The organism is Bradyrhizobium sp. Leo114 (assembly GCF_055229415.2).
Window position 1 is genome coordinate 73,609 of the sequence record NZ_JBUYEN020000020.1, and the last position, 26,051, is coordinate 99,659.

Annotated in this window: 28 protein-coding genes; 20 read left to right on the forward strand and 8 right to left on the reverse strand. The window is 64.4% G+C overall.

Annotation, left to right across the window (positions count from 1 at the left end):
- Positions 1 to 211: 211 nt before the first annotated feature.
- Genes ACZIRK_RS24085 through ACZIRK_RS24100 form a run of 4 tightly spaced genes read left to right on the forward strand, consistent with a single transcriptional unit; the run spans position 212 to position 5,078 of the window.
- Complete coding sequence (locus tag ACZIRK_RS24085) at positions 212 to 439, forward strand: hypothetical protein (RefSeq protein WP_028164300.1); 228 nt, start codon at positions 212 to 214, stop codon at positions 437 to 439.
- Positions 440 to 451: 12 nt separating this feature from the next.
- Positions 452 to 3,403 carry a formate dehydrogenase subunit alpha gene (locus tag ACZIRK_RS24090; protein ID WP_130229540.1) on the forward strand — a complete coding sequence of 984 codons (2,952 nt, stop codon included), beginning with the start codon at positions 452 to 454 and terminating at the stop codon, positions 3,401 to 3,403.
- Between the two features lie 12 nt (positions 3,404 to 3,415).
- Positions 3,416 to 4,018, forward strand: coding sequence for a formate dehydrogenase FDH3 subunit beta (fdh3B, locus tag ACZIRK_RS24095; protein ID WP_028164302.1), 603 nt, complete (start codon positions 3,416 to 3,418; stop codon positions 4,016 to 4,018).
- A gap of 55 nt (positions 4,019 to 4,073) precedes the next feature.
- Positions 4,074 to 5,078, forward strand: a complete 1,005-nt coding sequence (locus tag ACZIRK_RS24100) for a formate dehydrogenase subunit gamma (protein ID WP_463328222.1) — start codon at positions 4,074 to 4,076, stop codon at positions 5,076 to 5,078.
- A 10-nt stretch (positions 5,079 to 5,088) separates the two neighbouring features.
- On the opposite strand, the gene ACZIRK_RS24105 is transcribed toward ACZIRK_RS24100, so the two are convergent.
- Positions 5,089 to 7,080: a 4Fe-4S binding protein gene (locus ACZIRK_RS24105; RefSeq protein WP_130229542.1), complete on the reverse strand. Its 1,992-nt coding sequence runs from the start codon at positions 7,078 to 7,080 to the stop codon at positions 5,089 to 5,091.
- Here ACZIRK_RS24105 and ACZIRK_RS24110 point away from each other — a divergent pair.
- The 12 genes from ACZIRK_RS24110 to ACZIRK_RS24165 all read left to right on the forward strand — a co-directional run bounded on the left by ACZIRK_RS24110 (position 7,039) and on the right by ACZIRK_RS24165 (position 15,643).
- Positions 7,039 to 8,265, forward strand: coding sequence for a DUF6352 family protein (locus ACZIRK_RS24110; RefSeq protein WP_474418533.1), 1,227 nt, complete (start codon positions 7,039 to 7,041; stop codon positions 8,263 to 8,265). The two genes, ACZIRK_RS24105 and ACZIRK_RS24110, sit on opposite strands and share 42 nt — an antisense overlap.
- Positions 8,262 to 8,738, forward strand: a complete 477-nt coding sequence (locus ACZIRK_RS24115; RefSeq protein WP_130229544.1) for a DUF3305 domain-containing protein — start codon at positions 8,262 to 8,264, stop codon at positions 8,736 to 8,738. The genes ACZIRK_RS24110 and ACZIRK_RS24115 overlap by 4 nt, the downstream gene beginning before the upstream one ends.
- An 18-nt stretch (positions 8,739 to 8,756) precedes the next feature.
- On the forward strand, positions 8,757 to 9,401 hold the full coding sequence (locus tag ACZIRK_RS24120; protein WP_130229545.1) for a DUF3306 domain-containing protein: 645 nt from the start codon (positions 8,757 to 8,759) through the stop codon (positions 9,399 to 9,401).
- Between the two features lie 36 nt (positions 9,402 to 9,437).
- Positions 9,438 to 10,049: a TorD/DmsD family molecular chaperone gene (locus ACZIRK_RS24125; protein WP_028168468.1), complete on the forward strand. Its 612-nt coding sequence runs from the start codon at positions 9,438 to 9,440 to the stop codon at positions 10,047 to 10,049.
- A gap of 76 nt (positions 10,050 to 10,125) precedes the next feature.
- On the forward strand, positions 10,126 to 10,251 hold the full coding sequence (locus ACZIRK_RS24130) for a hypothetical protein (RefSeq protein WP_283807046.1): 126 nt from the start codon (positions 10,126 to 10,128) through the stop codon (positions 10,249 to 10,251).
- 72 nt (positions 10,252 to 10,323) lie between these two features.
- Positions 10,324 to 10,539 carry a hypothetical protein gene (locus ACZIRK_RS24135; RefSeq protein WP_130229546.1) on the forward strand — a complete coding sequence of 72 codons (216 nt, stop codon included), beginning with the start codon at positions 10,324 to 10,326 and terminating at the stop codon, positions 10,537 to 10,539.
- 99 nt (positions 10,540 to 10,638) lie between these two features.
- Positions 10,639 to 11,532, forward strand: a complete 894-nt coding sequence (locus ACZIRK_RS24140) for a LysR family transcriptional regulator (RefSeq protein ID WP_130229547.1) — start codon at positions 10,639 to 10,641, stop codon at positions 11,530 to 11,532.
- Positions 11,533 to 11,706: 174 nt separating this feature from the next.
- On the forward strand, positions 11,707 to 13,017 hold the full coding sequence (locus tag ACZIRK_RS24145; RefSeq protein ID WP_130229548.1) for an MFS transporter: 1,311 nt from the start codon (positions 11,707 to 11,709) through the stop codon (positions 13,015 to 13,017).
- Between the two features lie 11 nt (positions 13,018 to 13,028).
- On the forward strand, positions 13,029 to 13,940 hold the full coding sequence (locus tag ACZIRK_RS24150) for an ABC transporter substrate-binding protein (RefSeq protein WP_463328223.1): 912 nt from the start codon (positions 13,029 to 13,031) through the stop codon (positions 13,938 to 13,940).
- A gap of 11 nt (positions 13,941 to 13,951) precedes the next feature.
- Positions 13,952 to 14,518, forward strand: coding sequence for a maleate cis-trans isomerase family protein (locus tag ACZIRK_RS24155; RefSeq protein ID WP_463328224.1), 567 nt, complete (start codon positions 13,952 to 13,954; stop codon positions 14,516 to 14,518).
- Positions 14,519 to 14,550: 32 nt separating this feature from the next.
- Positions 14,551 to 14,727: a hypothetical protein gene (locus ACZIRK_RS24160; protein ID WP_463328237.1), complete on the forward strand. Its 177-nt coding sequence runs from the start codon at positions 14,551 to 14,553 to the stop codon at positions 14,725 to 14,727.
- 145 nt (positions 14,728 to 14,872) lie between these two features.
- The gene (locus ACZIRK_RS24165; RefSeq protein ID WP_130229551.1) at positions 14,873 to 15,643 is read left to right on the forward strand and encodes an IclR family transcriptional regulator; all 771 of its coding nucleotides are present in this window, start codon (positions 14,873 to 14,875) and stop codon (positions 15,641 to 15,643) included.
- Positions 15,644 to 15,818: 175 nt separating this feature from the next.
- Here ACZIRK_RS24165 and ACZIRK_RS24170 read toward each other — a convergent pair whose 3' ends face one another.
- From ACZIRK_RS24170 to ACZIRK_RS24185, 4 genes are all read right to left on the reverse strand, one after another.
- Entirely contained in the window at positions 15,819 to 16,565 is a 747-nt protein-coding gene (locus ACZIRK_RS24170) for an SDR family NAD(P)-dependent oxidoreductase (protein ID WP_463328225.1), read from the reverse strand.
- The gene (locus tag ACZIRK_RS24175; protein WP_409334827.1) at positions 16,562 to 17,803 is read right to left on the reverse strand and encodes an ABC transporter substrate-binding protein; all 1,242 of its coding nucleotides are present in this window, start codon (positions 17,801 to 17,803) and stop codon (positions 16,562 to 16,564) included. Before ACZIRK_RS24175 ends, ACZIRK_RS24170 begins: the two co-directional genes overlap by 4 nt.
- A gap of 85 nt (positions 17,804 to 17,888) precedes the next feature.
- Positions 17,889 to 18,695 carry an acetoacetate decarboxylase family protein gene (locus tag ACZIRK_RS24180; protein WP_207231086.1) on the reverse strand — a complete coding sequence of 269 codons (807 nt, stop codon included), beginning with the start codon at positions 18,693 to 18,695 and terminating at the stop codon, positions 17,889 to 17,891.
- 28 nt (positions 18,696 to 18,723) lie between these two features.
- On the reverse strand, positions 18,724 to 19,551 hold the full coding sequence (locus ACZIRK_RS24185; protein ID WP_130228128.1) for a phytanoyl-CoA dioxygenase family protein: 828 nt from the start codon (positions 19,549 to 19,551) through the stop codon (positions 18,724 to 18,726).
- A gap of 296 nt (positions 19,552 to 19,847) precedes the next feature.
- Between ACZIRK_RS24185 and ACZIRK_RS24190 the strand changes: the two genes are divergently transcribed.
- Entirely contained in the window at positions 19,848 to 20,630 is a 783-nt protein-coding gene (locus ACZIRK_RS24190) for an SDR family oxidoreductase (protein ID WP_130228127.1), read from the forward strand.
- Positions 20,631 to 20,728: 98 nt separating this feature from the next.
- Here the strand turns inward: ACZIRK_RS24190 and ACZIRK_RS24195 are convergent, their stop codons facing one another.
- Positions 20,729 to 21,466, reverse strand: a complete 738-nt coding sequence (locus tag ACZIRK_RS24195; protein ID WP_130228126.1) for an aspartate/glutamate racemase family protein — start codon at positions 21,464 to 21,466, stop codon at positions 20,729 to 20,731.
- A gap of 156 nt (positions 21,467 to 21,622) precedes the next feature.
- On the opposite strand from ACZIRK_RS24195, the gene ACZIRK_RS24200 reads away from it, so the two are divergent.
- A complete protein-coding gene (locus ACZIRK_RS24200) occupies positions 21,623 to 21,916 on the forward strand; it encodes a GYD domain-containing protein (protein WP_028168477.1) in 294 nt (97 codons plus the stop codon).
- A gap of 77 nt (positions 21,917 to 21,993) precedes the next feature.
- Here ACZIRK_RS24200 and ACZIRK_RS24205 read toward each other — a convergent pair whose 3' ends face one another.
- Complete coding sequence (locus ACZIRK_RS24205) at positions 21,994 to 22,971, reverse strand: DUF3280 domain-containing protein (protein ID WP_130228125.1); 978 nt, start codon at positions 22,969 to 22,971, stop codon at positions 21,994 to 21,996.
- Positions 22,972 to 23,185: 214 nt separating this feature from the next.
- Here ACZIRK_RS24205 and ACZIRK_RS24210 point away from each other — a divergent pair, with 214 nt between their 5' ends.
- Together ACZIRK_RS24210 and ACZIRK_RS24215 are read left to right on the forward strand one after the other, a co-directional pair.
- Positions 23,186 to 24,598: a HAMP domain-containing sensor histidine kinase gene (locus tag ACZIRK_RS24210; protein WP_130228124.1), complete on the forward strand. Its 1,413-nt coding sequence runs from the start codon at positions 23,186 to 23,188 to the stop codon at positions 24,596 to 24,598.
- Entirely contained in the window at positions 24,595 to 25,257 is a 663-nt protein-coding gene (locus tag ACZIRK_RS24215) for a response regulator (protein WP_130228123.1), read from the forward strand. Before ACZIRK_RS24210 ends, ACZIRK_RS24215 begins: the two co-directional genes overlap by 4 nt.
- Before the next feature lie 29 nt (positions 25,258 to 25,286).
- Here the strand turns inward: ACZIRK_RS24215 and ACZIRK_RS24220 are convergent, their stop codons facing one another.
- Positions 25,287 to 25,964, reverse strand: a complete 678-nt coding sequence (locus tag ACZIRK_RS24220; RefSeq protein WP_130228122.1) for an alpha/beta hydrolase family protein — start codon at positions 25,962 to 25,964, stop codon at positions 25,287 to 25,289.
- Positions 25,965 to 26,051 lie beyond the last annotated feature (87 nt).

Sequence of the window (26,051 nt, forward strand, 5' to 3'; positions counted from 1 at the left end):
AACAGCACGTCCAGGTTTTTCCGAGCGGCTGCGGCCGGCCGTCGCGGCGCGTGGGTGCCATGCGATCGTGCGAATTTGAAAAGTCGCTCCTAGTAAACCGCACCGGAAATCTCGATAACGGTTGCTGCAGTGCGGGGTGACCGACAATTGAAGTCCGGCATCGCGCGGAGTACGCTAACGAGTAGCGAACCTGGTTTAGGAGCGCGCCGCGATGAAGGAAAATCCTGAGAAGGAAAATCCTAAGCGAAAAATTCCTCGGCGTGATTTGCTTCGTCTGACCATCGCCGGCAGCAGCGTGGCCGCCGTCGGCGCATTGCTGCCGCGGCAGGTGCCCGCCCAATCGGTCAATCTGAAGGACAAGCGCAGAGCGCGCTATCAGCCAAATTCCGCCGAGGTTCGAGACTTCTACCGCGTCAACAGCTATCCCGGCGCTCGATAGAGGGAGGCGTTCGTGCTGATCAGGAAGGCGGATCGTCGCCAGGGAAGTGCAAAGCCTGTCCTCGCCGGAGACAGGCCAGGCAGCGGATTGGATCGCCGTACTTTTCTGAAGCGTTCGGGCATCGCTGCCGGCACGCTGGCGGCGCTCGGCGAATTCACGCTGAATGGCGTGCGCAAGGTGGAGGCCGGCCCGCCGGCTCCTCCCGGTGCACCCGTCGCGACCCGCAAGAATGTCTGCACCCACTGTTCGGTCGGCTGCTCTGTCATCGCCAGGGTCGCCAATGGCGTATGGATCGGGCAGGAGCCGGACTATGACAGCCCGATCAATCGCGGCTCGCATTGCTGCAAGGGCGCCGCGGTCCGCGACGACGTCCTGAGCGAGCGCCGCCTGCGCTATCCCGTCAAGCTCGTCAACGGCCAGTGGACGCGGATCTCCTGGGAGACCGCGATCAATGAGATCGGCGACAAGCTGATGGAGATCCGCCAGAAGGCGGGTCCCGATTCGGTCTATTGGCTCGGCTCGGCCAAGTTCACCAACGAGGCCGCCTATCTTAACCGCAAGTTTGCGGCGTTCTGGGGTACCAACAATTCCGACCATCAGGCCCGCATCTGCCATTCGACGACGGTCACCGGCGTAGCCAATACCTGGGGCTACGGCGCGATGACCAACAGCTACAACGACATCCGTAACTCCCGGACCATCCTGCTGATGGGCGGAAATCCGGCGGAGGCGCATCCGGTCTCGCTGCAGCACATCCTCGAGGGCAAGGAGCTCAACCGCGCCAACATGATCGTGGTCGATCCTAGGATGACGCGGACCGCGGCGCATGCGACCGAATATGTCCGAGTCCGCCCGGGTACCCACATCGCCACCATCTACGGCATGCTGTGGCACATCTTTGAGAACGGCTGGGAGGACAAGGAATTCATCAGCCAGCGCGTCTACGGCGTGGATGATATCCGCAAGGCGGCGGCGAAGTGGAATCCGAAGGAAGTCGAGCGCGTCACCGGCCTGCCGGAGGCGCAGGTCAAGCATATCGCTGAATTGTTCGCCAAACAGAAGCCGGCGACGCTGATCTGGGCGATGGGCCAGACCCAGTTCGCCACCGGAACCGCCAATGTCCGCGCCAGTTGCCTGTTGCTGCTCGCCACTGGCAATGTCGGCATGGCCGGCGGCGGCGCCAACATCTTCCGCGGCCACACCAACGTGCAGGGCGCGACTGATCTCGGGCTCGATGTCACGACCCTGCCGCTCTATTACGGTCTCGCCGAGGAGGCCTGGCGGCACTGGTGCCGGGTGTGGGAAGTCGATTACGAGTGGATGAAGTCGCGCTTCCCAAGCAAGCAGTTGATGGAAACGCCGGGCATTCCAAGCACGCGCTGGTTCGACGCGACCTTGCTGCCGAAGGACCAGATCAACCAGCCTAATCCGGTGCAGGCCATGTTCGTCATGGGGCATGGTGTCAATACCATCACCCGGATGCCGGAAGCGGTGCGCGGCATCGAGAAGCTCGAACTCCTGGTGGTCTGCGATCCCTATCCGACGGCGTGGTCGGTGGTCTCCGAGCGCAAGAACGGCACCTATCTGCTGCCGGCCTGTACCAGCTTCGAGATGGACGGCTCGCGCACCGCCTCCAACCGCTCGCTGCAATGGGGCGAGAAGATCGTCGAGCCGGTCTTCGAATCCAAGAACGACTACGACGTGATGTATATGCTCGCCAAGAAGCTCGGCTTTGCCGACCCGATGTTCAAGAACATCAAGGTCGAGAACGGCTCGGTGTCGGCGGAGGACATCCTGCGCGAGATCAACCGCGGCGGCTGGTCGACCGGCTATTGCGGGCAGTCGCCGGAGCGGCTGAAGGCGCATATGAGGAACCAGCATAAGTTCGACCTGGTCACGCTGCGGGCACCGAAGGATGATCCGGAAGTCGGCGGCGACTATTACGGTCTGCCATGGCCGTGCTGGGGCACGCCGGAGTTCAAGCATCCCGGCACGCCGATCCTCTACAACACCAATCTTTCGGTGAAGGACGGCGGCGGCACCTTCCGCGCCCGGTTCGGCGTCGAGCGCGTCGTCAAGCGCAAGGTGATGGAGAACGGGCAGGAGGTCGAGCGGGAGGTTCATGAGAATCTTCTCGCCGAGGGCTCCTATTCGGTCGGCTCCGCAATCAGGGACGGTTATCCCGAGTTCACGCTGGGCGTGCTGAAAAAGCTCGGCTGGGACAACGAGCTGACGCCGCAGGAGATGGAGATCATCCAGCGCGTCAATTCGGCCGACCCCGACAAGGTGTCCTGGTCGCTGGATCTGTCCGGCGGCATCCAGCGGGTCGCGATCGAGCACGGCTGCTCCCCTTACGGCAACGGCAAGGCGCGCATGATCGCCTGGAATCTGCCCGATCCGATTCCGGTCTATCGCGAGCCGATCTATACGCCGCGTCCGGACCTCGTCGCCGACTATCCGACCTTGCCAGATGCCAAGCAGTTCCGCATGCCGAATATCGGCTTCTCGGTGCAGAAGGCGGCCGTCGATCGCGGCATCTCAAAACAGTTCCCGCTGATCCTGAGCTCGGGCCGGCTGGTGGAATATGAAGGCGGCGGCGAGGAGACGCGCTCCAACAAGTGGCTCGCCGAGCTGAAGCAGTTCATGTATGTCGAGATCAACCCGGCCGACGCCGCCGAGCGCGGCATCAAGGACGGCGGCTGGGTGTGGGTGACCGGCGCAGAGAACAGTTCGCGGACCCGCGTCAAGGCGATGGTCACCGAGCGCGTCGGCAAGGGCGTCGCCTGGATGCCGTACCATTTCGCCGGCTTTTTCGAGGGCGAGGACCTCCGCGCCAGATATCCGAAGGGCGCCGATCCGATCGTGCTTGGCGAAAGCGTGAATACTCTGACGACCTATGGCTACGACCCAGCAACCGGCATGCAGGAGCCGAAGGCGACGCTTTGCCAGATCAGGGCCGCGTAAGGGGAAGAGACGATGGCACGCATGAAATTCCTTTGTGACGCGGACCGCTGCATCGACTGCAACGCCTGTGTCACCGCGTGCAAGAACGAGAACGAGGTGCCCTGGGGCATCAACCGCCGCCGCGTCGTCACCATCAATGACGGCAAGCCGGGCGAGCGTTCGGTCTCGATGGCCTGCATGCATTGCACGGACCCGCCTTGCGCGTCGGTCTGTCCGGTGAACTGCATCTTCCCGACCGAGGACGGCGTTGTCTTGCACAACAAGGATCAGTGCATCGGTTGCGGCTATTGCTTCTACGCCTGCCCGTTTGGCGCGCCGCAATATCCGCAAGTCGGCAATTTCGGTACTCGCGGCAAGATGGACAAATGCACCTATTGCGCCGGCGGCGGCGGACCAGAGGCACCAGGGAGCGCGGCGGAATTCGCCAAATACGGCTCGAACCGGTTCGGCGAAGGCAAATTGCCGATGTGCGCGGAGATGTGCTCGACCAAGTCGCTGCTCGCCGGCGATGGCGACATCATCGCTCAGATCTATGGCGAGCGGGTGCGCAAGCGCGGCTATGGTTCCGGTGCCTGGGGCTGGACCACGGCGTACCACGAGGACGTCGGGGTCTGAGCGGACAGGCTCATGCGGCCCGCGATGGGCGCGGGATGAGAACAGGGTAACGGTCATGACGTTTCTCGCACGCTTTCGTCTGGCGACCTTCGTCCTGGCGCTGCTTGCGATATCAGCGGCGGCGCCCGTGTTCGCACAAGAGCGCGGTCCCGATGGCGCACCCAATCCGACCGCAAGCGTCACCAGCCAGCACGAATTGCTGCAGCAGGTGCCGCGCATCACCGGCCGCATCGACATTCCCGACACCAGGGCCAGCGTACTGATCCAGCCGGCGGGCCGGACCTGGGAATATTTCCACCAGGTCCTGCTGCGCTGGGGCGGTGCGATTGTGATCCTTGGCACGGTCCTGCTGCTGGCGGTCGCCTATCTGATCCTCGGACGGCTCCCGATCTCAGCCGGGCGCTCGGGGCAGAAAGTGGTCCGCTTCGAGGCGTTCGAGCGCTTCGCGCATTGGCTGACGGCGGCCTCCTTTGTCATCCTCGGGCTGACCGGATTGAACATCACGTTCGGCAAGGCTCTGCTGCTGCCGCTCGTTGGGCCGGATATGTTCGCCGCCATCTCGGAGGTCGCGAAGTACATCCACAACTTCACGAGCTTTGCCTTTGTGGCCGGCCTCCTCCTGATCATGGTGATCTTCTTCAGGGACAATCTCCTGGAGAAGGTGGACATCGACTGGCTCAAGCAGGGCGGGGGGTTCATCAAGAACAGACACGCGCCGGCGGGCCGCTTCAATTTCGGCGAGAAAATGGTGTTCTGGCTCTCGATCGCGGCCGGCATTGCCGTGTCAGCCTCGGGATTCCTGCTGCTGTTTCCGTTCTACGGGACCGATATCCTCGGCATGCAGCTCGCGCAGGTGGTGCACGCCGTGACGGCTATCCTGTTCATCGCCCTGATCCTCGGCCATATCTACATCGGCACGGTCGGGATGGAAGGCGCCTTCGAGGCGATGGGCACCGGCGAGGTCGACCTCAACTGGGCCAAGGAACATCACGACCAATGGCTCGCCAAGAAGCTTGCGGGGGAAGGGCGCGCCGAACCTACGGCGACGCCGGCGGAATAGCTGCTCATTTTCAATCGTGACTGCCGCGGCGAGGCGGTGGCGCGTCGTCGCGCTCGCGCAGATAGTCGTCGGTGGTGCGGACCGCCGGGCTCGCCACGCCGTAGGATTCAAAGCCCTGCTCGGCGACGAAGTTGACGCGGCAATCGTCGCACATCTTGATGACGTCGAGCTTGCGCGGTGAGCCCTTGTACATCCAGTGCTTGCCTTCGAGCTTGGCGGCCACGCGCTCGATCGTGCTCTTGACGCCGAACGGCTTGCCGCAGCGGATGCAGCAGAACGGCTCTTCTTCCTTGAGGATGCGGGCAGGGGCTCTTGCCGCGCCGAAATCGAGCCGCGGCACCAGCGTGATCACGTTCTCCGGACAGGTCGACTTGCATAGGCCGCACTGGACGCAGGCGTCCTCCACGAAACGCAGCAGCGGCCGTTCGGGATCGTCGCGCAAGGCGCTGGTCGGGCAGGCCGATACGCAGGACAGGCACAGCGTGCAGCCGGTTGCATTGACTTCCACCGCACCGAACGGTGCGCCCGCGGGCAGCGGGATGATATCGGCAGGCGCGGGCGCCGCGCGATGCAATTCGCCGAGCGCAAAACGCAGCACGTCGCGTTTCTTTCCCGTGGCCCGGAAACTCGCCGGGCGCGGCGCCGGTGGCAATGACGGGATCGCGCGCAACGTCTCGAGCAGCGTGTCCGGATCGTCGGTCTCGATGGTGGCGATCCGCTCCGTGCCGAAGCCGAGTCCAGCCAGGATCGGATCGGCGATCGCCATTGTCCGCGTCAGGCCCGCAACGTCATGGCGCGGTTTTGCCCGCAGCAGGAAACGCATCGCAGACGCGCCATAGGCGAAGGCGGCGGCGATGCTCTCGAGCCCGAACTGCGTGACCTCGTTGACCGCGAACGGCAACACGTTGGCCGGCAATCCATCGCCGAACCGCGCCAGCGCGTCGATCAGCGGCGCACCATGTGCGTCGTCATGCACCAGCACGATCGCCTGCTCGCCGCCGGCCTCACGATAGGCGATCAGCAGCGCACGCAATTTGCGCATCAGCGCGTCTTCCGGCGGCAGCGCATAGGAGGCGGCGCCGGTCGGGCAGGCCGCCGCGCACTGGCCGCAGCCCGCGCAGATATTCGCATCGATCGCGACATGATCGCCGGCCGGCGTGATCGCGCCTGCGGGACAGAGATCGAGACAACGGGTGCAACCGATGCGCCCTGAGCGCGAATGCGCGCACAGCTTGGCGTCGAACGTGACGTAGCGAGGCTTCTCGAACGCGCCGACGAGATCGCGCGCCTTGAGCACGGCCTGCAGCATCGCCGCGGGGGAAGCGGGATCGGCGCGCAGATAGCCGTCGCGCAAATCCGCGGCCGGGAACAAGGACACGCCGCCGGTCAGGTCGAGGATGATATCGCAGTTCGATCGCGCATTGTTGCGCGAAGGGCCGAACAGCAGCGTGTCGCGCGAGGAGGGTGCGCGTTCCGCGAAATCGTCGACCACGATCTCAAAGGCGCCAAGATGGCCGCGTGCCGCGGTCACCTTTCCCTTCGCCACCGGGAATTCGTCCCTGCGCGGTGGCGCGATGGCGGCGGGCGGCTCGATCAGCACGGTGACGTCGAGGTGATCCTTGAGCAAATTGCCGGCCTCGATCGCGGCTTCATCGCGGCCGCAGATCAGGATGACGCCGCCGCTTTCGAGTTCGACCGATGGTGCCGGCGGTGCAGTCTCGGCCGCTGCCGCAAGCAGCGCCGCCATTTTCGGCCCGGCGCGGTCGGCATCGCCGGACCAGCCGGCGGTTTCGCGGATGTTGGCGAATTGTATGGATTGTGTGCGGCCACTTTCTTCGGCCACGTCGGAGAACAACGCCGCTTCCTGGGTACAGGCGACCGTGAGCGGGCCGTCTTCGGCGGCGATGGCTCGGAAGCGATCAATCTCGGCGCGACAGAGTTGCGCTGCCGTCATCGGCGAGTGACGACAGCCGCGGCTGATTGCATCGCCGTCGAGCGACATCGTGCCCTCGCACGAACAGATGAAAACACGCCTCTCGGTCTCAGACATGCGGTCACGAACCCGTGTAGCCATACGGTACAGCCGGCGAAACTGGCCGGGAAGATGTGCAAAGTATATACTGCCTCTCAGGCAAAATACGATGGCGGCATAGCGACTTGCAGGGAGTATCGGATGAGTGCGCCGCGCGATTTCTGGCTGGCTTGCGGCCATCATCTGCTCGACCGCGACAAGAGCGGCCGGCTGCTGGTCACCGACGACTTCCTGAAAGCCTATCTGGCGCGGCCTGAACTGATGCCGCCGCCGGAGGCCTGCGCGGCGGAGCAGGAGTTGCATCGCGTGCTGCTGAGCCACCCGCGGCTGCCGATCTCGGCCGCACAAGTCGATGCGATCGCCGACGCTGATGCGCGCGAGAACTGGCAGATGATGATCGCCTGGCGCGATCACCTGGTAAAGCACGGGAGCCTCGAGGCCGCTTATCTCGCGATCATCAGGCGCAACATCGCCTTTCCCCAGCTCTTCATCGGCCAACTGGTGCAACTGATCCTGCGCAACGCGCTGGATGATTGCGGCGATGCTTTCATCCTGCGCGCCGCCGAACTGTTCTTCCGGCCGCAGAAGCTCATGATCGAAGGAGCCTCGGTTCTCGCCATTGACGAGGAACGGGGCTCGCTAACCGGCCGGCATTCAGCGTCGCCCCTGATGGCGCTGCTCGGGCTGCCCGAGGCCACTGAGGTCGACGTGCTGAAGGAGTCCACGGCGGGCGGCTATTGGGCGCGCAGCGACCGGTTCGACATGGCGCTGGACCTCGCCGCTGGCGGGCGGGGGATGGCCGCGCTCGGCGATGTGATCGCCCGTTGGCTTGCGCATCTGCTGGCGGTCGAGGTCAAGGTCGAGCCGGTGGCGGAACTGCGCGAGGCATCATGGAACTGGTATGTCGGACTGAGCTCCGACGCCACTCGCATCGGCGACGCGATCTGGCATGGCGACGATCTCGATGACGGCGTGCGCGCTCAGTTGATCGGCCTGTTCCGGCTGACGTTCCGCGATCCCGCCTATATGATCGAAAAGGTCAGGGGCGAGCCGGTTTATTTGCTGCTCGCCATGACCACCGATGGGGCGTTGCGGCTGAAGCCGCAAAACCTCATCACCGGCTTGCCGATTGCGAACGCGGAGGCAGTCAATTGATATCGACGGCGCTGGAGCGCATTTCCGTTGGCGTTGTGGTCGAACGGCGCAAGGGCAGGAGCGCCTGGGCCGACGTCCTGTGGCGACCGGTTTCGGTGCTCGTGGGAAGCCCCTCGGCGGCGCCGTGGACGCCGCTCGATAGGCAAGGAGAGGTGACGTTGTTCTATGCCGGCGAGGCGGTGATCGAACTGCACCGCACCGAGACCGGCAACTATCGCGACAATCTTGCATCCGGCTCGCCCACCCTGTGGGTCAATCTGCGCCCGACCGGCTCCGAGCCGCCTTACGAACTGCTTGCCGTCACCGCGGATCCGGCCGAGGGCGAGGCGTTCACCGACGCCGGGAGCAATCTCGTCGAGGCGGTGCCGATGCCCACCGGCATTGCCGAGATCATCGAACGATTTGTCGCCCGGCATCATGTCGATCGCCCCTTCATCAAGCGGCAGCGCGACCGGCAGGGGCCGCCAACTTAGGACAAGAGAGAGTGCACCGTGGCTGAAGAGCACAATGTTTTCCTTCGCTGGGCGCGGCTGAAGCAGGCCGCAAAAGAGCGTCCAGATACGGAGGCCGCTCCGACGGACAATCAAGAAGCAGCCGCGCCGCCTGCAGCCGACGCGGCGGGCGATGAACCGTTCGACCTCGCCAGCCTGCCGTCAATCGAATCGATTCTCGCCAATACCGACATTACCGCGTTCCTGCGCGCCGGCGTGCCGGCCGAATTGACCCGCGCGGCATTGCGCCGGGCCTGGACCAGCGATCCCGCTATTCGCGACTTCATCGGCATCGCGGAGAACCAGTGGGATTTCAACGACCCGACCGCAATTCCGGGGTTCGGCCCGCTCGGTCCGACGGAAAACGCCACTGACCTTCTCGCGCAGGTCTCGCGGCGGCTGGAGCAGGTTCCGGATACGCTCTCAGACATGACGTCGCCCGCCGATACGGTTCGGCCCGCGGCGGCTAATTCCGCCGAACCCGTTCTCGATCCTCCGCCCGCGACAGAGGGACCGTCGCTAGCTGATGCTGCTGCACAATCGAATGAAATGCAGGACCTTGGCTCGCAAGGCGAGCAAGCCCCTCGCGAGCAAGCGCTAGAATCTCCCCGAAAGCGGCGTCATGGCAGCGCATTGCCGCAATAGCGATCGACAGGGCGCCATGTCTTTTTGGATCGAACCATGACGGATTCAATTTCAAAGGGCACTGCACCGCGCATCGTCGACGAGATTGATCGCGCCCGGGCGCAGGAATACGCGCTATTGGCGACCCTGCTGACGCGCAGCCCGGACGCCGAACTTCTTTCCCGTCTCGCCGGCCTGCGTGGCGATGCCAGCCCGATCGGAATAGTGCATATCGCGCTGGCCGAAGCGGCGGGGCGGACCGATCAAGAGCGCGCGTCGCGCGAGTTCTTTGCGCTGTTTGCCGGCCTGGGGGACGGAGCGCTGCTGCCCTATGCGTCGCATTATCTTGCCGAGACATTGTACGGGCGGCCGCTCGTTCGGGTGCGGGAAACGCTCGATAGTCTCGGCATCGAAAAGGCGCCGGAACGGACGGAGCCGGAGGATCACGCCGGATTCCTCTGCGAGATTATGGCGGGTCTGGCTGGCGGCAGCATCGCGGCGCCCAATGGTGCCGACCGTGACTTCTTCGAGCGGCATCTTTCGCCCTGGATCAGGCGCTTCTTCATCGACCTGGAACGGGCAAAATCGGCTGATTTCTACGCATCGGTCGGCGCGCTCGGGCGCACCTTCATCGACATCGAAGCCGAGGCGTTCGCGCTTTCGGCCTGAACGCCGCTTTTGCCTCCGGCTGAGACTCATTCGCTGCGGAACTGTGGTACAAAATGACGTGAAGAGGAGAAACACGATGCGCGCGTTCGTCCTAGCCTGCCTGTTTGCGGTCGTTGCCGCGGTTGGAGCGGCGGTGATTCTCGACAATTTCGTCCAGGAATCGGCGACCTCGGCCTTTGCCTTGCCGAGCGCCAGGGTTTAGCGCCGCATTCACATCGGCGTGGGTCTCGAAACCTTAAGCTGATCGTACGGACTCAATTGAGTGGAGAGGGAGATGCCTCATATGATCCGCTCAATGATTTCAGTCTTCGCCATTGCCGTTGTAATTGTTATTGGAACCCTGTTTTGGCGAGCGCATTCGCATCCGGTTGAATTGACCTCTGCGGCCATGCCGCCGCTGGCGCAATTGCACACGATGGCCGGCGTCGAGAAATTGCCTGCTCAGGAGATCGAGGATCAATCGCTGATCTATCCGACACCGACGAGATAGGCTGACGCGACAGTCCGGGCTTGGACGGCCGGTTTGAGAAACGGGACCGGCCCATGATAGGGCTAGGCGGAGAATGTCTCCGTCCATTGCCGGCCCGCCATGCGCCCCCGAACCATCGATCTCAATCTGCTTGTCATGCTCGAGGCCCTCGTCGCCGAGCGCAGTGTTTCCAAGGCGGCGCGGCGCATGGGATTGACGCAGTCGGCGATGAGCCACGCGCTGCGGCGGCTTCGCGACACCTTCAATGATGAGCTGTTTGTCCGCTCCCCCGACGGGATGGAGCCGACGCTGCGCGCGCTCGAACTCGCCAATGCGACGCATGCGGCGCTGGAGCAGATCGAGCGGACTATCGACAAATCCGCAAGCTTCGATCCCGCGACCGCGGAGCGAACCTTCACGCTGCGGATCTCCGAATATGTATCGGGCCACCTGCTGCAGCGCTTGTGTCCGATCCTGCGCAAGGAGGCGCCCGGCATCCGCATCAATGCGGCGCATTTCACCGGCGATCCGCGCGAGGACGAGATCGTCGGCGACGAAATTCACGTCCGGCTTGCCTCGTCCGGAAATCCGGAAGGCCGGCGCGAGCGGCTGCGCGTGCTCGACGAACGTTTCGTGGTGCTGATGCGGAAGACCAATCCGGCGCGTCGCAGCAAGATGACGCTGCCGTTCTACGCCTCGCTCTCGCATGTCAAGGTCGCCGGCACCATCGGCACCAATGTGATCGATGATGCGCTGCGCATCCGCGGACTCTATCGCCAGATCGTGTTCAATGTGCCGAGCTGGCGGGATGCGCGCCATATCGTGGCCAACAGCGATCTTGTCGCCGCCATACCGGCGCGATGGGCACGCGACCGGGAGACGCCGCTGCCCTGCGTCGCGGTCCCCTTTCCGCTTGATGACGTCACCTTCGCGATCGACCTCGAATGGCATCCGCGCTTCGCGCTCGATCCTGGCCAGACCTGGTTCCGCGCGCTGATCGCGAAGCAGTTCTAGCGCGGCACGCCCTCACCTCTCCCGCTTGCGGGAGAGGGGGCGCAGCGTCCATCCTGGGCGCCTTCTGTATGAATTCAACTCATATTCAACATGAAAATTATGAGTTTTATTTATCTGACCGGTTTGTGACATCGTGGGCCGCCAACAACACAAAAGACGGCGGGAGAAACGCGGGTGGCCCTTCAGAAGCGATATCTTGTCTACATCGGCCTGTTCGTGCTGATGTTCATCAACTATCTCGACCGGGTTAATCTCTCGGTCGCGGCCAAGTCGATCTCGGAGACCTACGGTCTGACGCCGATCGACATGGGCTACATCTTCTCCGCCTTTCTCTGGACCTATCTGATCTGCCTGATCCCGATGGGCTTGCTCGCCGATCGGTATGGTGGCCGCGCCGTCATCTATACGACGCTCGGATTGTGGTCGCTGGCCGGCATCTGGACCGGCCTTGCGACGACCTACTCCTCGCTGTTCGCCTCGCGCCTGGTGCTCGGCGTCGGCGAATCCGCAAGCTATCCCGCCGGCGGCAAGATCATCCGCGAATGGGCGCCCGAGGGCGAGCGTGGCATCGCCTCGGCATTCCTCAATTGCGGCGCGCATGCCGGGCTTTGCGTCGGCTCGGTCGTGGTAGGCTCGCTGATCGTCGCGTTCGGCTGGCGCGAGTCGTTCTACATCACCGGCGCCGCCGGCGTCGTGCTCGCGCTGCTCTGGTTCGCGCTATATCGCCAGCCGGAACGTGCGTCGTGGCTCAGCGCACAAGAGCGCGATTTCATCCTGAAGAACCGAGGCGCCATCGCCGCACGGGGAGCCGGCGAGTTAAATCAGTCGGCCGCGCTGAAAGGACTTCTGAGCAGCCCCTCGATGTGGGCGCTGGCGCTCACGCAAGGCTGCGCCGGCTATACGCTCTATCTCTTCATGACCTGGCTGCCGAGCTATCTCGCCGCCACGCGTGGCATGGATGTGCTCAAGTCGAGCCTGTTCTCCGCCATTCCCTATGGCGTGGCCGCGATCCTCGGCCTTGGCCTCGGCTGGTTCAGCGACAGCCTCTTGAAGAAATCAGGTCGAGGGAATGCCGACCGGCGCAAGCTGATCGCGGCGATGCTGCTGCTGTCGTCAGTGATCCTTGCTGCTCCGCTGGTCGATTCGATCTGGGTCATTACGATGCTGATCAGCATTTCGCTTGCCTGCGTGGCCACCGCGATGGCGATGAACATTGCGCTTACCGCCGACCTGATGACCGACGGTCGCTATAACGGCGCCGCCACCAGTCTCTTGATCATGGGCGGCAATCTGTTCGGCACGGCCGCGCCGATCGTCACCGGCTATGTGGTCGCGACCACCGGCGGTTATTCCGGCGCGTTCCTGATTGCGGGCGTGCTGCTGCTCGGCGGTGCCGTGGTGATCACCTCGGGGGCGCGGACGCCGATCCGGCTTTCAGCCGCGTCGGAAGCGAGACTGCAGGACCGCGCGGCTTCGGCCGTCTAAGGGAGCAAATCATGAAGAAGCTGACATTCACCGCGGTCTCGCGGAACTACTTCAACATGCCGGTCTGGATCGCCAAGCACCGCGGCATGTTCGCAGATGAAGGGCTCGATGTCGCGATCGAGCTTTATGAGGGTGTCGACGAGGTGACGAATCGCATTCGTGATGGCCGCGCCGAGCTCGGCTACGGGATCACCGAGCACGTGATCCTCGACACCGAGGCCGGCGGCTTCCTCGAAATCGTCGGCGGCAATGTCAATCGGCTGCCGTTCTCCTTCATCACCGGCAAGAACATCAGGACGGCGGAGGATCTGCGCGGCAAGACCGTCGGCGTCTCCTCGATCGAGGCGGGCAGCTCGTCGCTGGTCATGAAGCTGCTCGCCGCACGCGGCCTCGAATACCCGCGCGATTACAAGATCCGTGCGGTCGGCCCGATCCTGACGCGCTGGCAGATGCTGCAGTCCGGCGAGATCGATGCCGGCCTGCAGGGCGCGCCGCTGAATTACATGGCGATCGACCAAGGCTATCCCAGCCTGTGCGAGCCTCGCCAGGAGGTGCCGTATTTCCAGTTCACCTCGCTGAACGTCGACAGCCGCTGGGCGAAGGCGAATACGGACACGATGCACCGCTTCATGCGCGCCTTCGTGCGGGCGCATGAGTGGTTTTTTGCCAACCGTGCCGGCGTCAGCCCGATCGCGATCGCCGAAACCGGGATCGCGCAGCGCTATGCCGAGCGCGCCTGCGACGAATACACCAGGGATGAGATTTTCCCCCGCGATGGGGATGCGAACGACGCCGCGGTGCAGGCGCTGATCGAGATCAGCTCCTTAATCCGCGCGGTGCCCAACCGCGTCAAATCGCAAGCCGCCGACTACATCAACCGCAGCTATCTGCACGCCGCGCAGCACGACGTCGCGGCGGCCTGACGGCCACGACCATGTCGACCTTATCTGATATCGACTACGGCAGCCGGCTTCGCGCCGGGCTGCTCATTCCATCCGGGAATTCGGTGGCCGAGCCGGAGATCCGCGCCATGCTGCCGCGGCAAGTCTCCATGCTGGTGACACGGCTGGCGTTGCGCGGCAGCTCGAAGCCGGAGCTGATGCGCATGCTCGATCGGCTCGAGGCCGCCTCCGAGCTGCTGGCGGACGCCGAGGTCGATGTCATCGTATTCCATTGCACGGCGGTCTCGACCTTCGCGCCGGAGCTCGCCGGCGGAATCCGTGAGCGCATCCAGTCGGCCTCCGGCATCCGCTGCTTCACCACGGCGGATGCGATCCTGGCGGGATTGACGCGCCTGAACGCGAGGCGGGTCTCGCTGCTGACGCCCTATATCGATGAGGTGCACGCGCGCGAGATCGCGTTCCTGGAAGCCAGCGGTTTCCAGGTCGCGGGCGGCGCCAATCTCGGGATCAACACCAATTCGGAAATGGCGGGCCTCAGCCCCGAGGCGATCCTCGACTGGGCAAGGGCGCGATCGATCCGCGCGCGGATGCCTGCCTGATCAGTTGCACGGCCATCAAGTCGGCGCCGGCGATTGCCGAGCTCGAGAGAGTCTCAGGAGTCCCCGTGCTCACGAGCAATCAGAGCATGGTGTGGCACCTCATGAGGTCGAACGGCATCGACAGCGATGTCGCGGACTATGGTTGCCTGTTTTCGACCGGCCGGGTCGTAAGGGGCGCAGAGCGGAAGCCAATCGGCGCGAATCGTTAAGGCAATTCACAGGCGTGGAGGTGGCCCACGTGGACCAGCCGCGCAGATAACTTTTCGTCGCGCGGGTGATCAGGTACATCCAGGCTTCGTTCCCTGCCGCCTGCGGCAGGGAGATGATGTGCCGGCATGTCCCAAGGCTTCACGGATGAAGAAGACGAAGAATGTGCAACCGGGCGCTCCCGCCCTTGAAAAGGGGCTGGATCTTCTGGAAGCGCTGTCGGCTGAGGCGCGCGGTCTCAGCCAGAAGCAGTTGGCCGAGCGGGTCGGCCGCTCCGTCGGCGAGATCTTCCGCATGCTGGTGGCGCTGGAGCGCCGCGGCTATGTCACGCGCGATCCGGCGACGGGTGAATACACGCTGACGCTGAAACTGTTCCGGATCGCCTCGCAATTCCCGCCGGCGGAGCGGCTATTGAAGGCCGCGCTGCCCGTGATGGAGCAGCTTGCCGGCCGGGTGCGGTTGTCCTGCCATCTCACCGTGCTGCACGGCGAGCAGTTCATGGTGATCGCGCGGATCGAGCCGGAATGGCTGATGGGCTGGTCGGTCAAGGTCGGCGCCGTGTTTCCACTGACCCAGCAATACGCGTCCGCGATGGTGCTGGCGGCGTTCCAGCTCGAAGGCCGGCGCGAGGAGCTTGCGGAAGTCATCGCCGCCAATGATCGCATCAGCGGCAAGAAGGCGCTCGCGGCGCTCGACCGAATCTCGGCGGAGGGCGGCAATTTCTCCAACGACGACGGCTATACGCGTATCCTCGCCTATAGCTGCCCGATCGTGGAAGCGTCGGGCCGCGCGGTCGCTGCGCTGACCGTGCCCTTGGTGCGAGAGGGCCGCATCTCCGCCGGCGAAGCCGCCACCATCGCCACCGAGTTGCGCGCCGCCGCGAAGATCGTGTCGGAGAAGATCGGCGGCGTGCCTTAGAAGTCGAGTGGCAGGCACGGTCGAGGTGTGCTCCCTCTCCCGCTTGCGGGGGAGGGCCGGGGTGGGGGTGTCTCCGCGAGGCGAGACTCTTCGTGTGGACAGAGCCCTCAACCGGATCGCATCTGACGATGCGATCCGACCTCTCCCGCAAGCGGGAGAGGTGAAGGGAGGGTCTCTAACCTACCGTCATGCCGCCATCGACGACCCAGGCGGCGCCGTTGACATGCGCGGCGGCGTCGGAGGCAAGAAACGCGACGACATCGGCGATATTCTCCGGCTTCCCGTACGGCGCACCACCGCTGCGGCGTGGCGTGACGGACCGCTCGCGCGCCTGGTCCTCGAGCTCCTGGATCATCCGCGACTCGATCGGCCCCGGCAGGATCGCGTTGACCCTGATCTTCGTTCCCGTCACTTCCAGCGCCGCGGTGCGGGTCAGGCCGAGCACCGCATGCTTGGACGCCACATAGCCGGCGAGCCCCGCACGGCCACGGATCGCCGAGGTCGATGCGGTGTTGACGATCGCGCCCCGGCCGCGCGGCCTCATCTTCGCCAGCACGTATTTGAGACCGAGGAAGACGCCCTTGACATTGACCTGCATCAGCCGGTCGAACGTGTCGTCAGGGTATTCGTGCAGCGGTGCGACCACGCCCTCGATCCCGGCATTGTTGGCGAAGATGCCGATCGGACCCAGCTTCTGCTCGATCGTTTCGATAAACGCCAACGTCTCCGGCGCGCTGGAGACGTCGGCGCGGACGGCCAGCGCCTTGGCGCCGGCCGCTTCAACCAGGCGCGCCGTCGCCGCGGCCGCCGCCTCATCGATATCGACGATCGCGACGGCCGGGGCGGTCCGGGCCAGCGCGACCGCGATCGCCCGCCCGATGTCGCCACCGCCACCGGTGACGAGCGCTACGTCGCCCTTCATGATTTCAGGAAGTCACAGCCGCCTTCCTCCAGCGGCCGCCACGCTTCGCTCGGCGGAATGGTCTTGATCAGCTTGTAATAGTCCCAGGGATATTTGGATTCTTCCGGCTTCTTGACCTCGAACAGATACATGTTGTGCAGCTTGCGGCCATCGGCGCGAACGCTGCCCTTGCCGAACAGGGGATCGTCGGTCGGCAGCTTCTTCATCTCCTGCACAACTGCCTTGCCGTCGCTGGACGCACCAAGCGCGTCGACGGCCTTGAGGTAGTGCAGCGTGGCGGCATAGACACCGGCTTGCAGCGCGGTCGGATAGCGGTCGCCGTTGCGCGGCGCGAAGCGCTTGGCCCAGGCGCGGGTATCGTCGTTGAGATCCCAGTAGAAGGATTCGGTGAACTGCAGGCCCTGCGCCGTCTTCAGCCCCAGCGAATGCACGTCACTAAGATAGAGCACGGTCGCGACCACGCGCTGGCCGCCCTGCGGGATGCCGAACTCGACCGATTGCTTGATCGAATTGATGGTGTCGCCGCCGGCATTGATCAGGGCGATGACCTCTGCCTTCGAGCTCTGCGCCTGCAAGAGGAAGGAGGAGAAATCCTGGCTGTTGATCGGCGTGCGCACGCCGCCGACGACATTGCCGCCGAGTTTCTGCACGACGTTCTTGATGTCCGCCTCCATCGCGTGCCCGAACGCGTAATCGGCGGTCAGCGTGAACCAGGTCTTGCCACCGCTGCCAACGACCGCCCGCGCGGCGCCGGACGACAGCGCGTAGGTGTCGTAGGTCCAGTGCACAAGATTTGGCGAGCATGATTTGCCGGTGAGATCGGACGAGGACGCGCCCGACACCAGGAGCGTCTTGTTGTTCTGCTGCACGACGTTGCGCACCGCGAGCGCCACCGAGGAATTCGGCGCGTCGATGATGGCGTCGACCTTGTTGCGGTCGATCCATTCGCGCGCGATGTTGGCGGCGAGATCGGCCTTGTTCATGTGGTCGCCGCTAATGACTTCGATCGGCCTGGTCATCTTGTGCGGCGAGGCCTGAAAATCCTCCACCGCCATCTTCGCCGCCAGCAGCGATCCGGGTCCGGTGACATCGGCATAGAGGCTCGACATATCCGTAAGCACGCCGAGCCGAAGCGGCCCGGGCTCCTGTGCCTCTACGCCGAAGCTGGCAAGGCCCAATGCCATGCCGCCAAGGCCGGCCATCAGCCGGCGGCGGTTCAACGAAATAGACTTTATCATATCCAAAACCCTCCCTTGTGTGGTCCGCGCTCTCGCACGGATGGTTGCGCCCGCGCGTGCTTGGCGCGCGGGTCGATGTTGTCGTTTACGGAATCAGGCGCTCGATCAGCCGCCGGTCTTCGACCTCGAAACCGCCGCCATAGACCTCGGACACCATGAATTGCGCGCCCAGGATTTCCGGCTTGAGATCCGCGATCGGGTCGTATTCGCTCGCGTGCAGCGTCATCGAGGCGCGGCCGGGCAGCGGCGCGGAATATTTCAGCGGCGTGCGGCGATAAGCGATGTCGGCATAGGCCGTCTCCAGGCGCTCCGGATGCGGCAGGCGGCGGACATGGATTTCGCCGGCGGGCAGCTCGTTGCCGTCGACGATGCGGACGACCGGCGCCTTCGGATCGGGTGTGAAGGAAAAGTCCGCCAGCGCAATGCCGCGCCGCCTGACCGATCCGTTGATCGAGCCGTCCGGCTGCTCATTGAAGGTGTAGTGCGCATCCTTCTTGGTGTAGCCGAAGACCTCACGGCCGGCGCAGATCCCCATCGGGTCGCTGCAATACATGAAGATATGCGTCTCGGTGAACAGGCCCTTGTAGCGCACGGGAACGGTGATCATCAGATCGAACATCTGCCCGGCATGCACCGCCAGCGAATGGCCCGGCGACACCATGAAACGGAAAGCGACGCGGTCGCTCGCGATCTCGAATGGGGTATCCGCAAGCAGGCTCGCCACCTTGCCCGGCGCGACGCGCGTCATGATCTCGACCGTCCGCAACGTGCAGCCCCACTCCACGGGATAGGCCGGCGAGTAGGGTGGATTGACCCCGCTGTTCGGCTTCAACCGGTAATCGCCGAACATACGGCGCCGGGGATCGTTGGGATCGGTAATCAGGTCGGTCATCTGGGCTTGCTCTCCATCGGCGGCATGCTCATCGCATGGCGCTCGCTTGCGTGTTCCGCATCAAGACCTTCTGCTGGTCGCCCATGACGTGGGCGTGGAAGGCTATCGCGGCCTCGGACAGGTCGCTCTCCGGAGCATATTCCGGCGCGAAGTTGCTGTAGCGATCGACGCCACGCACCAGCGTGGCGCTGTCGTTCGTTCCCACCACCTGCCGCACATGGGTCGGCAGATAGCGGATGGCAAAGCCGATCCGGCGCTTGCCCGATGGGTTCGGGTCGCTGCCATGGATCAGGCGGACGTGATGCAGCGACATCTCGCCGGGCTGAAGCTGCAGCATCACCGCCTTGCTCTCATCGACGTCGACCGCGATCTCCTGCCCGCGCGTCAGCAGGTTGTCGGTCGCAAAGGTGTCGCGGTGGGCGACCTGCTCCAGCGTCTGGGTATCGGGAATGACGCGCATGGCGCCATTCTCGGCGGTGCTTTCGGACAGCGCGACCCATGCGGTGACGATATCGGCGGGGTCGAGTCCCCAATAGGTCGAGTCCTGATGCCAGGAGACGAAGCCGGGATCGCGGGCCTCCTTGATGAAGAAGGTGGAACTCCAGCAGAGGATGTCGGGGCCGATCACGCTTTCGACTGCATCGAGAATGGCCGGATGGCGGATCAGGCCATCAAGCCAAGTGAACAGCAGATGGCTCTTGTGGCGCATCGATCCCTTGAGCAGGCCGTACGCGGCCTCATGCGCCTCCAGTTTCGTGCGAATGCCTTCGACCTCGCCCGCCGACAGGACCCTGATCGGCGCGTAGTAGCCGTGCTCACGGTAGTGGTTGATGGCAGCTTCGGGCAGGACGGCCATGGTTTCCTCATTTCATATATGTCTTCTTATTTGCATATATGAAATCAGATTTCAAACCCGAGTCAAGCCATGGATGGGCGGTTCCGCGGGTCCCGATTGCGTCCGAATCGGGACTAGAGTGTTTTCGAGCGAAGTGGGCACCGGTTCGCGTGAAGAAGACGCGTCAAAACAAGAATCTAGCGTTTCGGTTCTGATTCAATCAGAACCGAAGCGCTAGAAGCGCCATCCAGAAAGCGGTTGCCAGCCCCGCTAGGTGGCGAAAAGATGGAGTCAAACCGAAGAGGGAGTGCTCCGTCGTGCATGTGAAAGACAAAGTCTGCGTCGTGACCGGAGCGGCTGGCGGTATCGGCGAGGCCGTGGCGCGGGCCTATGCTGAGGCTGGGGCCCGCGGCGTTGTCGTCGCCGATCTCAAGACCACGCGCGAGCGGCTCGCGAGCGTCGCCGGCGATATCGACGGGCTGGCGGTGACCGCCGATGTCGGGCTGGAAGAGGACATCAAGGCGCTGGTCGCGGCGGCGGAAGCCAAATATGGTCCGGTCGACATCTTCTTCTCCAATGCCGGGCTGTCGCGCAAGGGACAGGAGACCGCCTCCGATGCTGACTGGGATGTGAGCTGGCGCGTGCACGTGATGAGCCACGTGTTCGCGGCGCGGGCGCTGGTGCCCGGCATGCTCGCGCGCGGCTCCGGCTATCTGCTCAACACGGCGTCCGCCGCGGGTCTCTTGGCGTCGCTGAACTCGATGCCGTATGGCGTGACCAAGAATGCCGCGGTCGCGCTCGCCGAGCATCTTGCCATCCAGTATAGCGACCGCGGCATCCGCGTCTCCGTGCTGTGCCCGCAATCGGTGCAGACGGGCATGACCACGCCGGGCCCGAGCGCGGCGCGGGTCGATGGCGTCATGCAGCCGGCCGAAGTCGCGCGCATCGTGATCGAGGCGATGGCGGAAGAACGCTTCCTGATCCTCTCGCACCCGCAGGTGCAGGAGTACATACAGCGAAAAGCGTCCAATCGTGACCGCTGGCTCGCCGGCATGCGCCGCTTGCGCGACCGCATCTACGGCGCGCCGCCAGCAGCGTAGACACTCTTTCCGTCATTGCGAGCGAAGCGAAGCAATCCATGGTGCCGCTTGCGGAGATATGGATTGCTTCGTCGCTGTCGCTCCTCGCAATGACGGGCTCACACACCCTTCGGCGCGAATTGTTTGAGTAGGCCCATGTAGCCCTTCGCGGCTGGAAGCGCGTAGGCGCCGCGGCGCGAGGTCGTGAGCTTGAGGCCGACCAGCGCCTCGGCCTGCTTCACCGCGGCGGCCACGCCATCGATGACGGGGACGCCGAATTTCTGCGACAGTGCGGCCGCAAGATCGGCCATGCCTGCGCAGCCCAGCACGATCGCCTCCGCGCCGCGGTCCAGCGCCTGCTCGATCTCGGCGCGAAGCTTTTCCTCCGCGCCCGAGCCCGGTTTTTCCAGATCGAGCACCGCGACGTTGCATGCTGTCACCGAGACCCGTTCGGCAAATCCATAGCGGCGCACCAGCTCTTGCAGCGGCACGACCGAGCGCGGCAGCGTGGTGACGATCGCGATGCGCTTTGCGAGTTGGCCGGCGGTGACCAGCGCCGCCTCGCAAATGCCGACCACCGGGAATGGCGCCGCCGATCGCGCCGCATCCAATCCGGTGTCGTCGAAGCAGGCGATGATGCCGGCATCAGCGTGCTGCGCGCCGAGTAGCGCCTGGATCAAGCCGGGGACCGCGAAGGCCTCGTCGTAATATCCTTCGATCGAGACCGGTCCCATCGCCGAGGTCACGGCAGCAATCTCAGTGCCGGGAGATGCCACCGCGCGCGCCGCGGCGGCGATGGTCTCGGTCATCGTGACGGTGGTGTTGGGATTGACGATCAGGATTCTTGTCGGTGCCATGGCGTCATCGTAGCCAAATTGAAGCCGCCTGGCAAAATTGGTCACGTCCCATGACCTTCCTCAAGGAGCCTGTGGCCGCTTGCGGGCCGCTGTGGCATGCTCAGCGCGACTTCCTCATGCCAAGTTGCACAGGGTCCTAACCTAGGGAGGACGGCCATGGTAACTTATGTCGTGTTGGCGAAGTTCACCGATCAGGGAATCCGCAACGCCAAGGACTCTCCGAAGCGAGCGGAAGCTTTCAAGGAAATGGCGAAGACGTTCGGCGTGACGGTGAAGGAGATCTGCTGGACCCAGGGGCGATATGACGTCGTGACCTTCCTCGAGGCGCCGGATGAGTCGTCCGCCATGTCGCTCAGTCTCAGCCTTGGCGCCCTCGGCAATGTTCGCAGCGAGACACTGCGGGCGTATTCGGCGGCCGAGATGACGAAGATCATCGGCAACATGCTCTGACATCACTGCTGTTGCCAACGCGGTTGTTCGGGCCGCCGCCGGCCGGCGCTCCGAGGTGGCGCGTCGTGTGCAGCCGCTTACTGCTGAGCCTGCCTCTCGAGCAGGTGATCCTTGACCAGGCGCACGGCGCCCCGCCGCCACGAATAGTCGGCGCCCATGCGAAGCCCGCTGTCGGCCCGCGAAACGACGGCGCCGGTCCTGATGTCGCGGACTTGAAATCCGATCGTGTATTCGGTGCGGCTGACCCGCCGCACCACGCCGATCAGCGATTGATCCGCGCCGAGTTTCAGGGCGATGCCGGCTTCGCAGCCGCCGCAGTCGCGCAGCGTATGCGTCTTGACCGCTTCCGCGTTCGTGCCGCTGCTCTCGATCACCCGGTAGCGGCCCGATTGCGCGAGCAGTTCGCGAACGCCATTGGTGGCATCGGCCAATTGTGCCGCATCCGAAGCCGCGACACCGCTTGCCTGAGCGGCGGCAGTGGTATCTTCCAGCTCGAAGTCGAACACCGCAAGCGCGATAGGCGCAGACGCAATTGCCGCAGATGCAGCTAGCTGCGCCGCAAGTGCCGCACGAATGTCGCGGGACAGGAAGGTCTCGGCGCGATCCCACGCCTCGTCATTGTCGCCCCGAAACGTGTAGCGCCTTTCGAACAGGATACGGTTGGTGCCGACGTCGATGACCGCCGCGCTTGCGAACTGGACCAGGGTGCTCATCTTCTGCACCGCGCCTGTGATCAGGACGTTGGCGCCGCCTTGCGCCGCGGCCTGCATGCGCTCGGCGGACGTCGCCCGATCGTCCGTCGAGGGCGGGACGAGGCGGTAGTGTCCGTCCGCCTCGACGTCGCGTCTCAGCCCGGCCATGAACGCCTGCACGCGCTTTTGATGGGCGGCGGTCTGATCGATAGGCTCGCCCGAGGTGTCGAGATAGCCGAAGTCTTCAATCGTGACGCCCAGAGTCCGGGCTGCGGGCGCTCCGGTATCGGCATTGGCGGAACCGAACCCCAGCAAGAGCCCAAGCACGGCAACGGTGAGCAAACCAAGACGGGATCGGCGCATCGGCGGACCTTTCAGTGATCATGCGGGCGTCCAGGCTATGCCGACCAGGCCCACCGCTGAAGCTGAGCCCTCCCGACGGTAACCGGGAAAACTTCACGACGTCATTCTCGGGTTGCGAGCAGCGCTTTCCGCCGCTTGCATTCTGCCGTTAAATGTATGGGTCCCGCTCGTAGAGCGGGAGTCCAAAGTTGTCCGCGCGAGGGGGATCCGCAAGATGTGGGACCACAGGAGCGATCTGAAGGTACGGTTGATGCTGCGCGTTGCAGCCGTATCTGCCCTCTGCTTTGCGGCCATCTCGGCCTATTTCCTCATCGACGCCGATAGGTCCGTGCGGGCCAGGACCAATGCGATCGCCGACGTCGCGGCAAAGACGCTGGAGCTGCAGCAAAACAAGATCCAGTGGGTGAACAATCCGCGGCCCGAATTTCCCGACCTCGACAATGTCGCGACGGCGGTCATAACGCCCGGTCTCTGTCTTGCGTTTCGCGCCAGCGATGGCGATATCCGGCAGCGCTTCTGCGGCGGCGCGCCGAACGAGGACAGCGCTCCGCCACAAATATTCGCTGCGTTCTATCGCAGCCTGTTCGATCCCGGCCGCGAGGCCACGCGGCCCGTGATGTCTCGCGGCGCCATCATCGGCGAAGCCGTCGTCTGGGTTGATCCGGCCGTGCTCACGGCCGGGGCCTGGCACGAAGCGGGCCGTCTGATGACCGTGCTCGCGCTCGCGCTGCCGTTATTGTGCGCGCTGGTCTATGCGGCCCTTGCACGCGCGCTGCGTCCGACGCGGTTGATCCGGAGCGGTCTCGAGCGGATCGCCGCAGGCGACCTCACCGCGCGCCTGCCGCCGTTCGATCTTGCCGAGCTTTCGACCATCCGCGACGTGTTCAATCACCTCGCGGAGAGCCTCGGCACGGCGCTGTCCGAGCGCAGCGAATTGACCCGCAGGCTGATCGCGCTGCAGGACGAGGAGCGCCGACATCTGGCGCGGGAGTTGCACGATGAATTCGGGCAGTCGCTCGCCGCGATCCGCGCGCTGGCGGCATCGGCCCGCCATACCGCGGGACAGGATTGTCCCGCCATGCTCGCCGAATGCGACGGCATTGCGCGCATTGCGACCGACATGATGGAGACCCTGCGCGGCGCGCTGTTCAGATTGCGTCCGCCCGACGTCGAGGAACTTGGACTGGCGGCAAGCCTGGAAGGTCTGGTCGCCGGCTGGAACGGGCGCAGCCGGGGACAGCCCCGCTTCGAAATCATTTTTTTCGGTCGGTTGGAGAATACGCCTGCGGCGGTCAGCGCCAATCTCTACCGCATCGTGCAGGAAGCGCTCACCAACGCGGCCAAGCATGCGGGCGCGACGCGGGTCATGCTACGACTGAGCATGCGTGAGGCGGAGGCTCCCTCGAATGAGGGCGCTACAATCGAGCTCGACATCGAGGATGATGGCCGGCTCGGCGATCCCGCCGTCAAATCCGGAATGGGTTTGCTCGGGATGCGCGAGCGCGTCGCCGCCCTCGGAGGGCGGCTGAGCTTTGAAGCCGGGCAAAACGGCGGCTCCGCCTTGCGCGTCGTTATTCCCGTCGCGCCGTCCGGACAGCATGGCGCCAGCCTGGAGCGTGCGGCATGAATGGCAGCGGCCACGCCATCATGCTGGTCGACGATCACGCCGTCGTTCGCGAGGGCTATCGCTCGGTGCTGCAGAAGCAGCCGGGATTGCGCGTCGTTGCCGAAGCCTCCGATGGCGCCGAGGCCTATCGGCTGTTCAAGGCCACCGAGCCCGACCTGGTCATCATGGATCTGAGCATGCCCGGCATCGGCGGCATCGAAGCAATCAGGCGCATCCGGCAATGGGACAAGCGCGCCAGGATCCTCGTGTTCACGATGCACCAGAACGCGGCCTTCGCGGTGCAGGCGATCCGTGCCGGCGCCAGCGGCTATGTCACCAAGACAAGCCCGCCCGAGACGCTGGTGCACGCCGTGATGGACGTTCTGGCCGGAAAGATCGCCATCAGTCCTGACATCGACCATGAACTGGCGCTCAGCCGGCTTGCTGGCGAAGCCGCTGCCGCGGATGTTCTCTCCGCGCGCGAATTCGAAGTGCTGCGCATGCTGCTGGCCGAGAGGACGACCGAGGAAATTGCCGCGGCGCTTCACATCAGTCCCAAGACGGTGGCGAACCTGCACTCCCTCATCAAGGACAAGCTCGGCGTCGGCTCGGATATCGAGCTGGTACGGCTGGCGCTGCGGCAGGGGATATTGACGCAGATCGATCTGGGAGAGGCGTGAGGGGAGCGCTCACTGAACGGAAGGCGCCTTCAAAGGACCGAATCCACCCACGCTGCGAATGCATCGAGCACCTCGTCCATCACCTCGCGGTCGTTGCGGCCTGAACGGACCAGCACATGGAAGGAATGATCGGCTTCCTTCACCAGATGCAGCGTCGCCAATGATCCGAGCTCCTTGACCACCGGCTCGAGCAGCTTCAATTCCGCCAACGCATCGCGCGTGCCCTGCAGGAACAGCATCGGGATTTTGATATCCGCGAGATGCTTTGCCCGCTCGGTGGATGGCTTTCCGGCTGTATGCAGCGGGAAGGCGAGAAACACCAGGCCGCGCACACCGGCAAGCGGCTTGATTGCCTGAGCCTGCGAGGTCATCCGTCCGCCGAAGGATTTACCGCCGGCAAAGATCGGCAGCCCGGCGCACCGCTCTGCAGCTTCCGCCACCGCGGCGCGCACGGTGGCATGCGCAATCGCGGGCGGATCGGGGCGCTTGCTGCCTTTCTCCATGTAGGGGAACTGGTAACGCAACGTCGCGATGCCGCGCGCGGCAAGGCCTGCGGCAATCGCCTCCATCGAGGCATGCGTCATGCCGGCACCGGCACCGTGGGCAAACACGTAAGTGGCGCGCGCCTGCGGCGGACGAAGCAGCAGCGCCGAGACCGCGCCGGCATGTTCGACTTCGATCCTGAGGGACTGCGCATCGGTTTCCATCGGGGTGGTATGTAGCCCGGGTGGAGCGTCAGCGTAACCCGGGACGCTCGTAAACGTTGATGCAGAGGTCCCGGGTTGCGCTGCGCT

Bases quoted from the DNA above. Each gene is read 5' to 3' on its own strand.
- ACZIRK_RS24085 (WP_028164300.1), top strand. From the start codon at position 212: ATGAAGGAAAATCCTGAGAAGGAAAATCCTAAGCGAAAAATTCCTCGG.
- ACZIRK_RS24105 (WP_130229542.1), bottom strand. From the start codon at position 7,080: ATGTCGCTCGACGGCGATGCAATCAGCCGCGGCTGTCGTCACTCGCCG.
- ACZIRK_RS24215 (WP_130228123.1), top strand. From the start codon at position 24,595: ATGAATGGCAGCGGCCACGCCATCATGCTGGTCGACGATCACGCCGTC.
- fdh3B (WP_028164302.1), top strand. From the start codon at position 3,416: ATGGCACGCATGAAATTCCTTTGTGACGCGGACCGCTGCATCGACTGC.
- ACZIRK_RS24200 (WP_028168477.1), top strand. From the start codon at position 21,623: ATGGTAACTTATGTCGTGTTGGCGAAGTTCACCGATCAGGGAATCCGC.
- ACZIRK_RS24100 (WP_463328222.1), top strand. From the start codon at position 4,074: ATGACGTTTCTCGCACGCTTTCGTCTGGCGACCTTCGTCCTGGCGCTG.
- ACZIRK_RS24170 (WP_463328225.1), bottom strand. From the start codon at position 16,565: ATGAAGGGCGACGTAGCGCTCGTCACCGGTGGCGGTGGCGACATCGGG.
- ACZIRK_RS24150 (WP_463328223.1), top strand. From the start codon at position 13,029: ATGAAGAAGCTGACATTCACCGCGGTCTCGCGGAACTACTTCAACATG.
- ACZIRK_RS24205 (WP_130228125.1), bottom strand. From the start codon at position 22,971: ATGCGCCGATCCCGTCTTGGTTTGCTCACCGTTGCCGTGCTTGGGCTC.
- ACZIRK_RS24130 (WP_283807046.1), top strand. From the start codon at position 10,126: ATGCGCGCGTTCGTCCTAGCCTGCCTGTTTGCGGTCGTTGCCGCGGTT.
- ACZIRK_RS24220 (WP_130228122.1), bottom strand. From the start codon at position 25,964: ATGGAAACCGATGCGCAGTCCCTCAGGATCGAAGTCGAACATGCCGGC.
- ACZIRK_RS24185 (WP_130228128.1), bottom strand. From the start codon at position 19,551: ATGGCCGTCCTGCCCGAAGCTGCCATCAACCACTACCGTGAGCACGGC.
- ACZIRK_RS24210 (WP_130228124.1), top strand. From the start codon at position 23,186: ATGTGGGACCACAGGAGCGATCTGAAGGTACGGTTGATGCTGCGCGTT.
- ACZIRK_RS24180 (WP_207231086.1), bottom strand. From the start codon at position 18,695: ATGACCGACCTGATTACCGATCCCAACGATCCCCGGCGCCGTATGTTC.
- ACZIRK_RS24135 (WP_130229546.1), top strand. From the start codon at position 10,324: ATGCCTCATATGATCCGCTCAATGATTTCAGTCTTCGCCATTGCCGTT.
- ACZIRK_RS24165 (WP_130229551.1), top strand. From the start codon at position 14,873: ATGAAGAAGACGAAGAATGTGCAACCGGGCGCTCCCGCCCTTGAAAAG.
- ACZIRK_RS24140 (WP_130229547.1), top strand. From the start codon at position 10,639: ATGCGCCCCCGAACCATCGATCTCAATCTGCTTGTCATGCTCGAGGCC.
- ACZIRK_RS24125 (WP_028168468.1), top strand. From the start codon at position 9,438: ATGACGGATTCAATTTCAAAGGGCACTGCACCGCGCATCGTCGACGAG.
- ACZIRK_RS24155 (WP_463328224.1), top strand. From the start codon at position 13,952: ATGTCGACCTTATCTGATATCGACTACGGCAGCCGGCTTCGCGCCGGG.
- ACZIRK_RS24195 (WP_130228126.1), bottom strand. From the start codon at position 21,466: ATGGCACCGACAAGAATCCTGATCGTCAATCCCAACACCACCGTCACG.
- ACZIRK_RS24175 (WP_409334827.1), bottom strand. From the start codon at position 17,803: ATGATAAAGTCTATTTCGTTGAACCGCCGCCGGCTGATGGCCGGCCTT.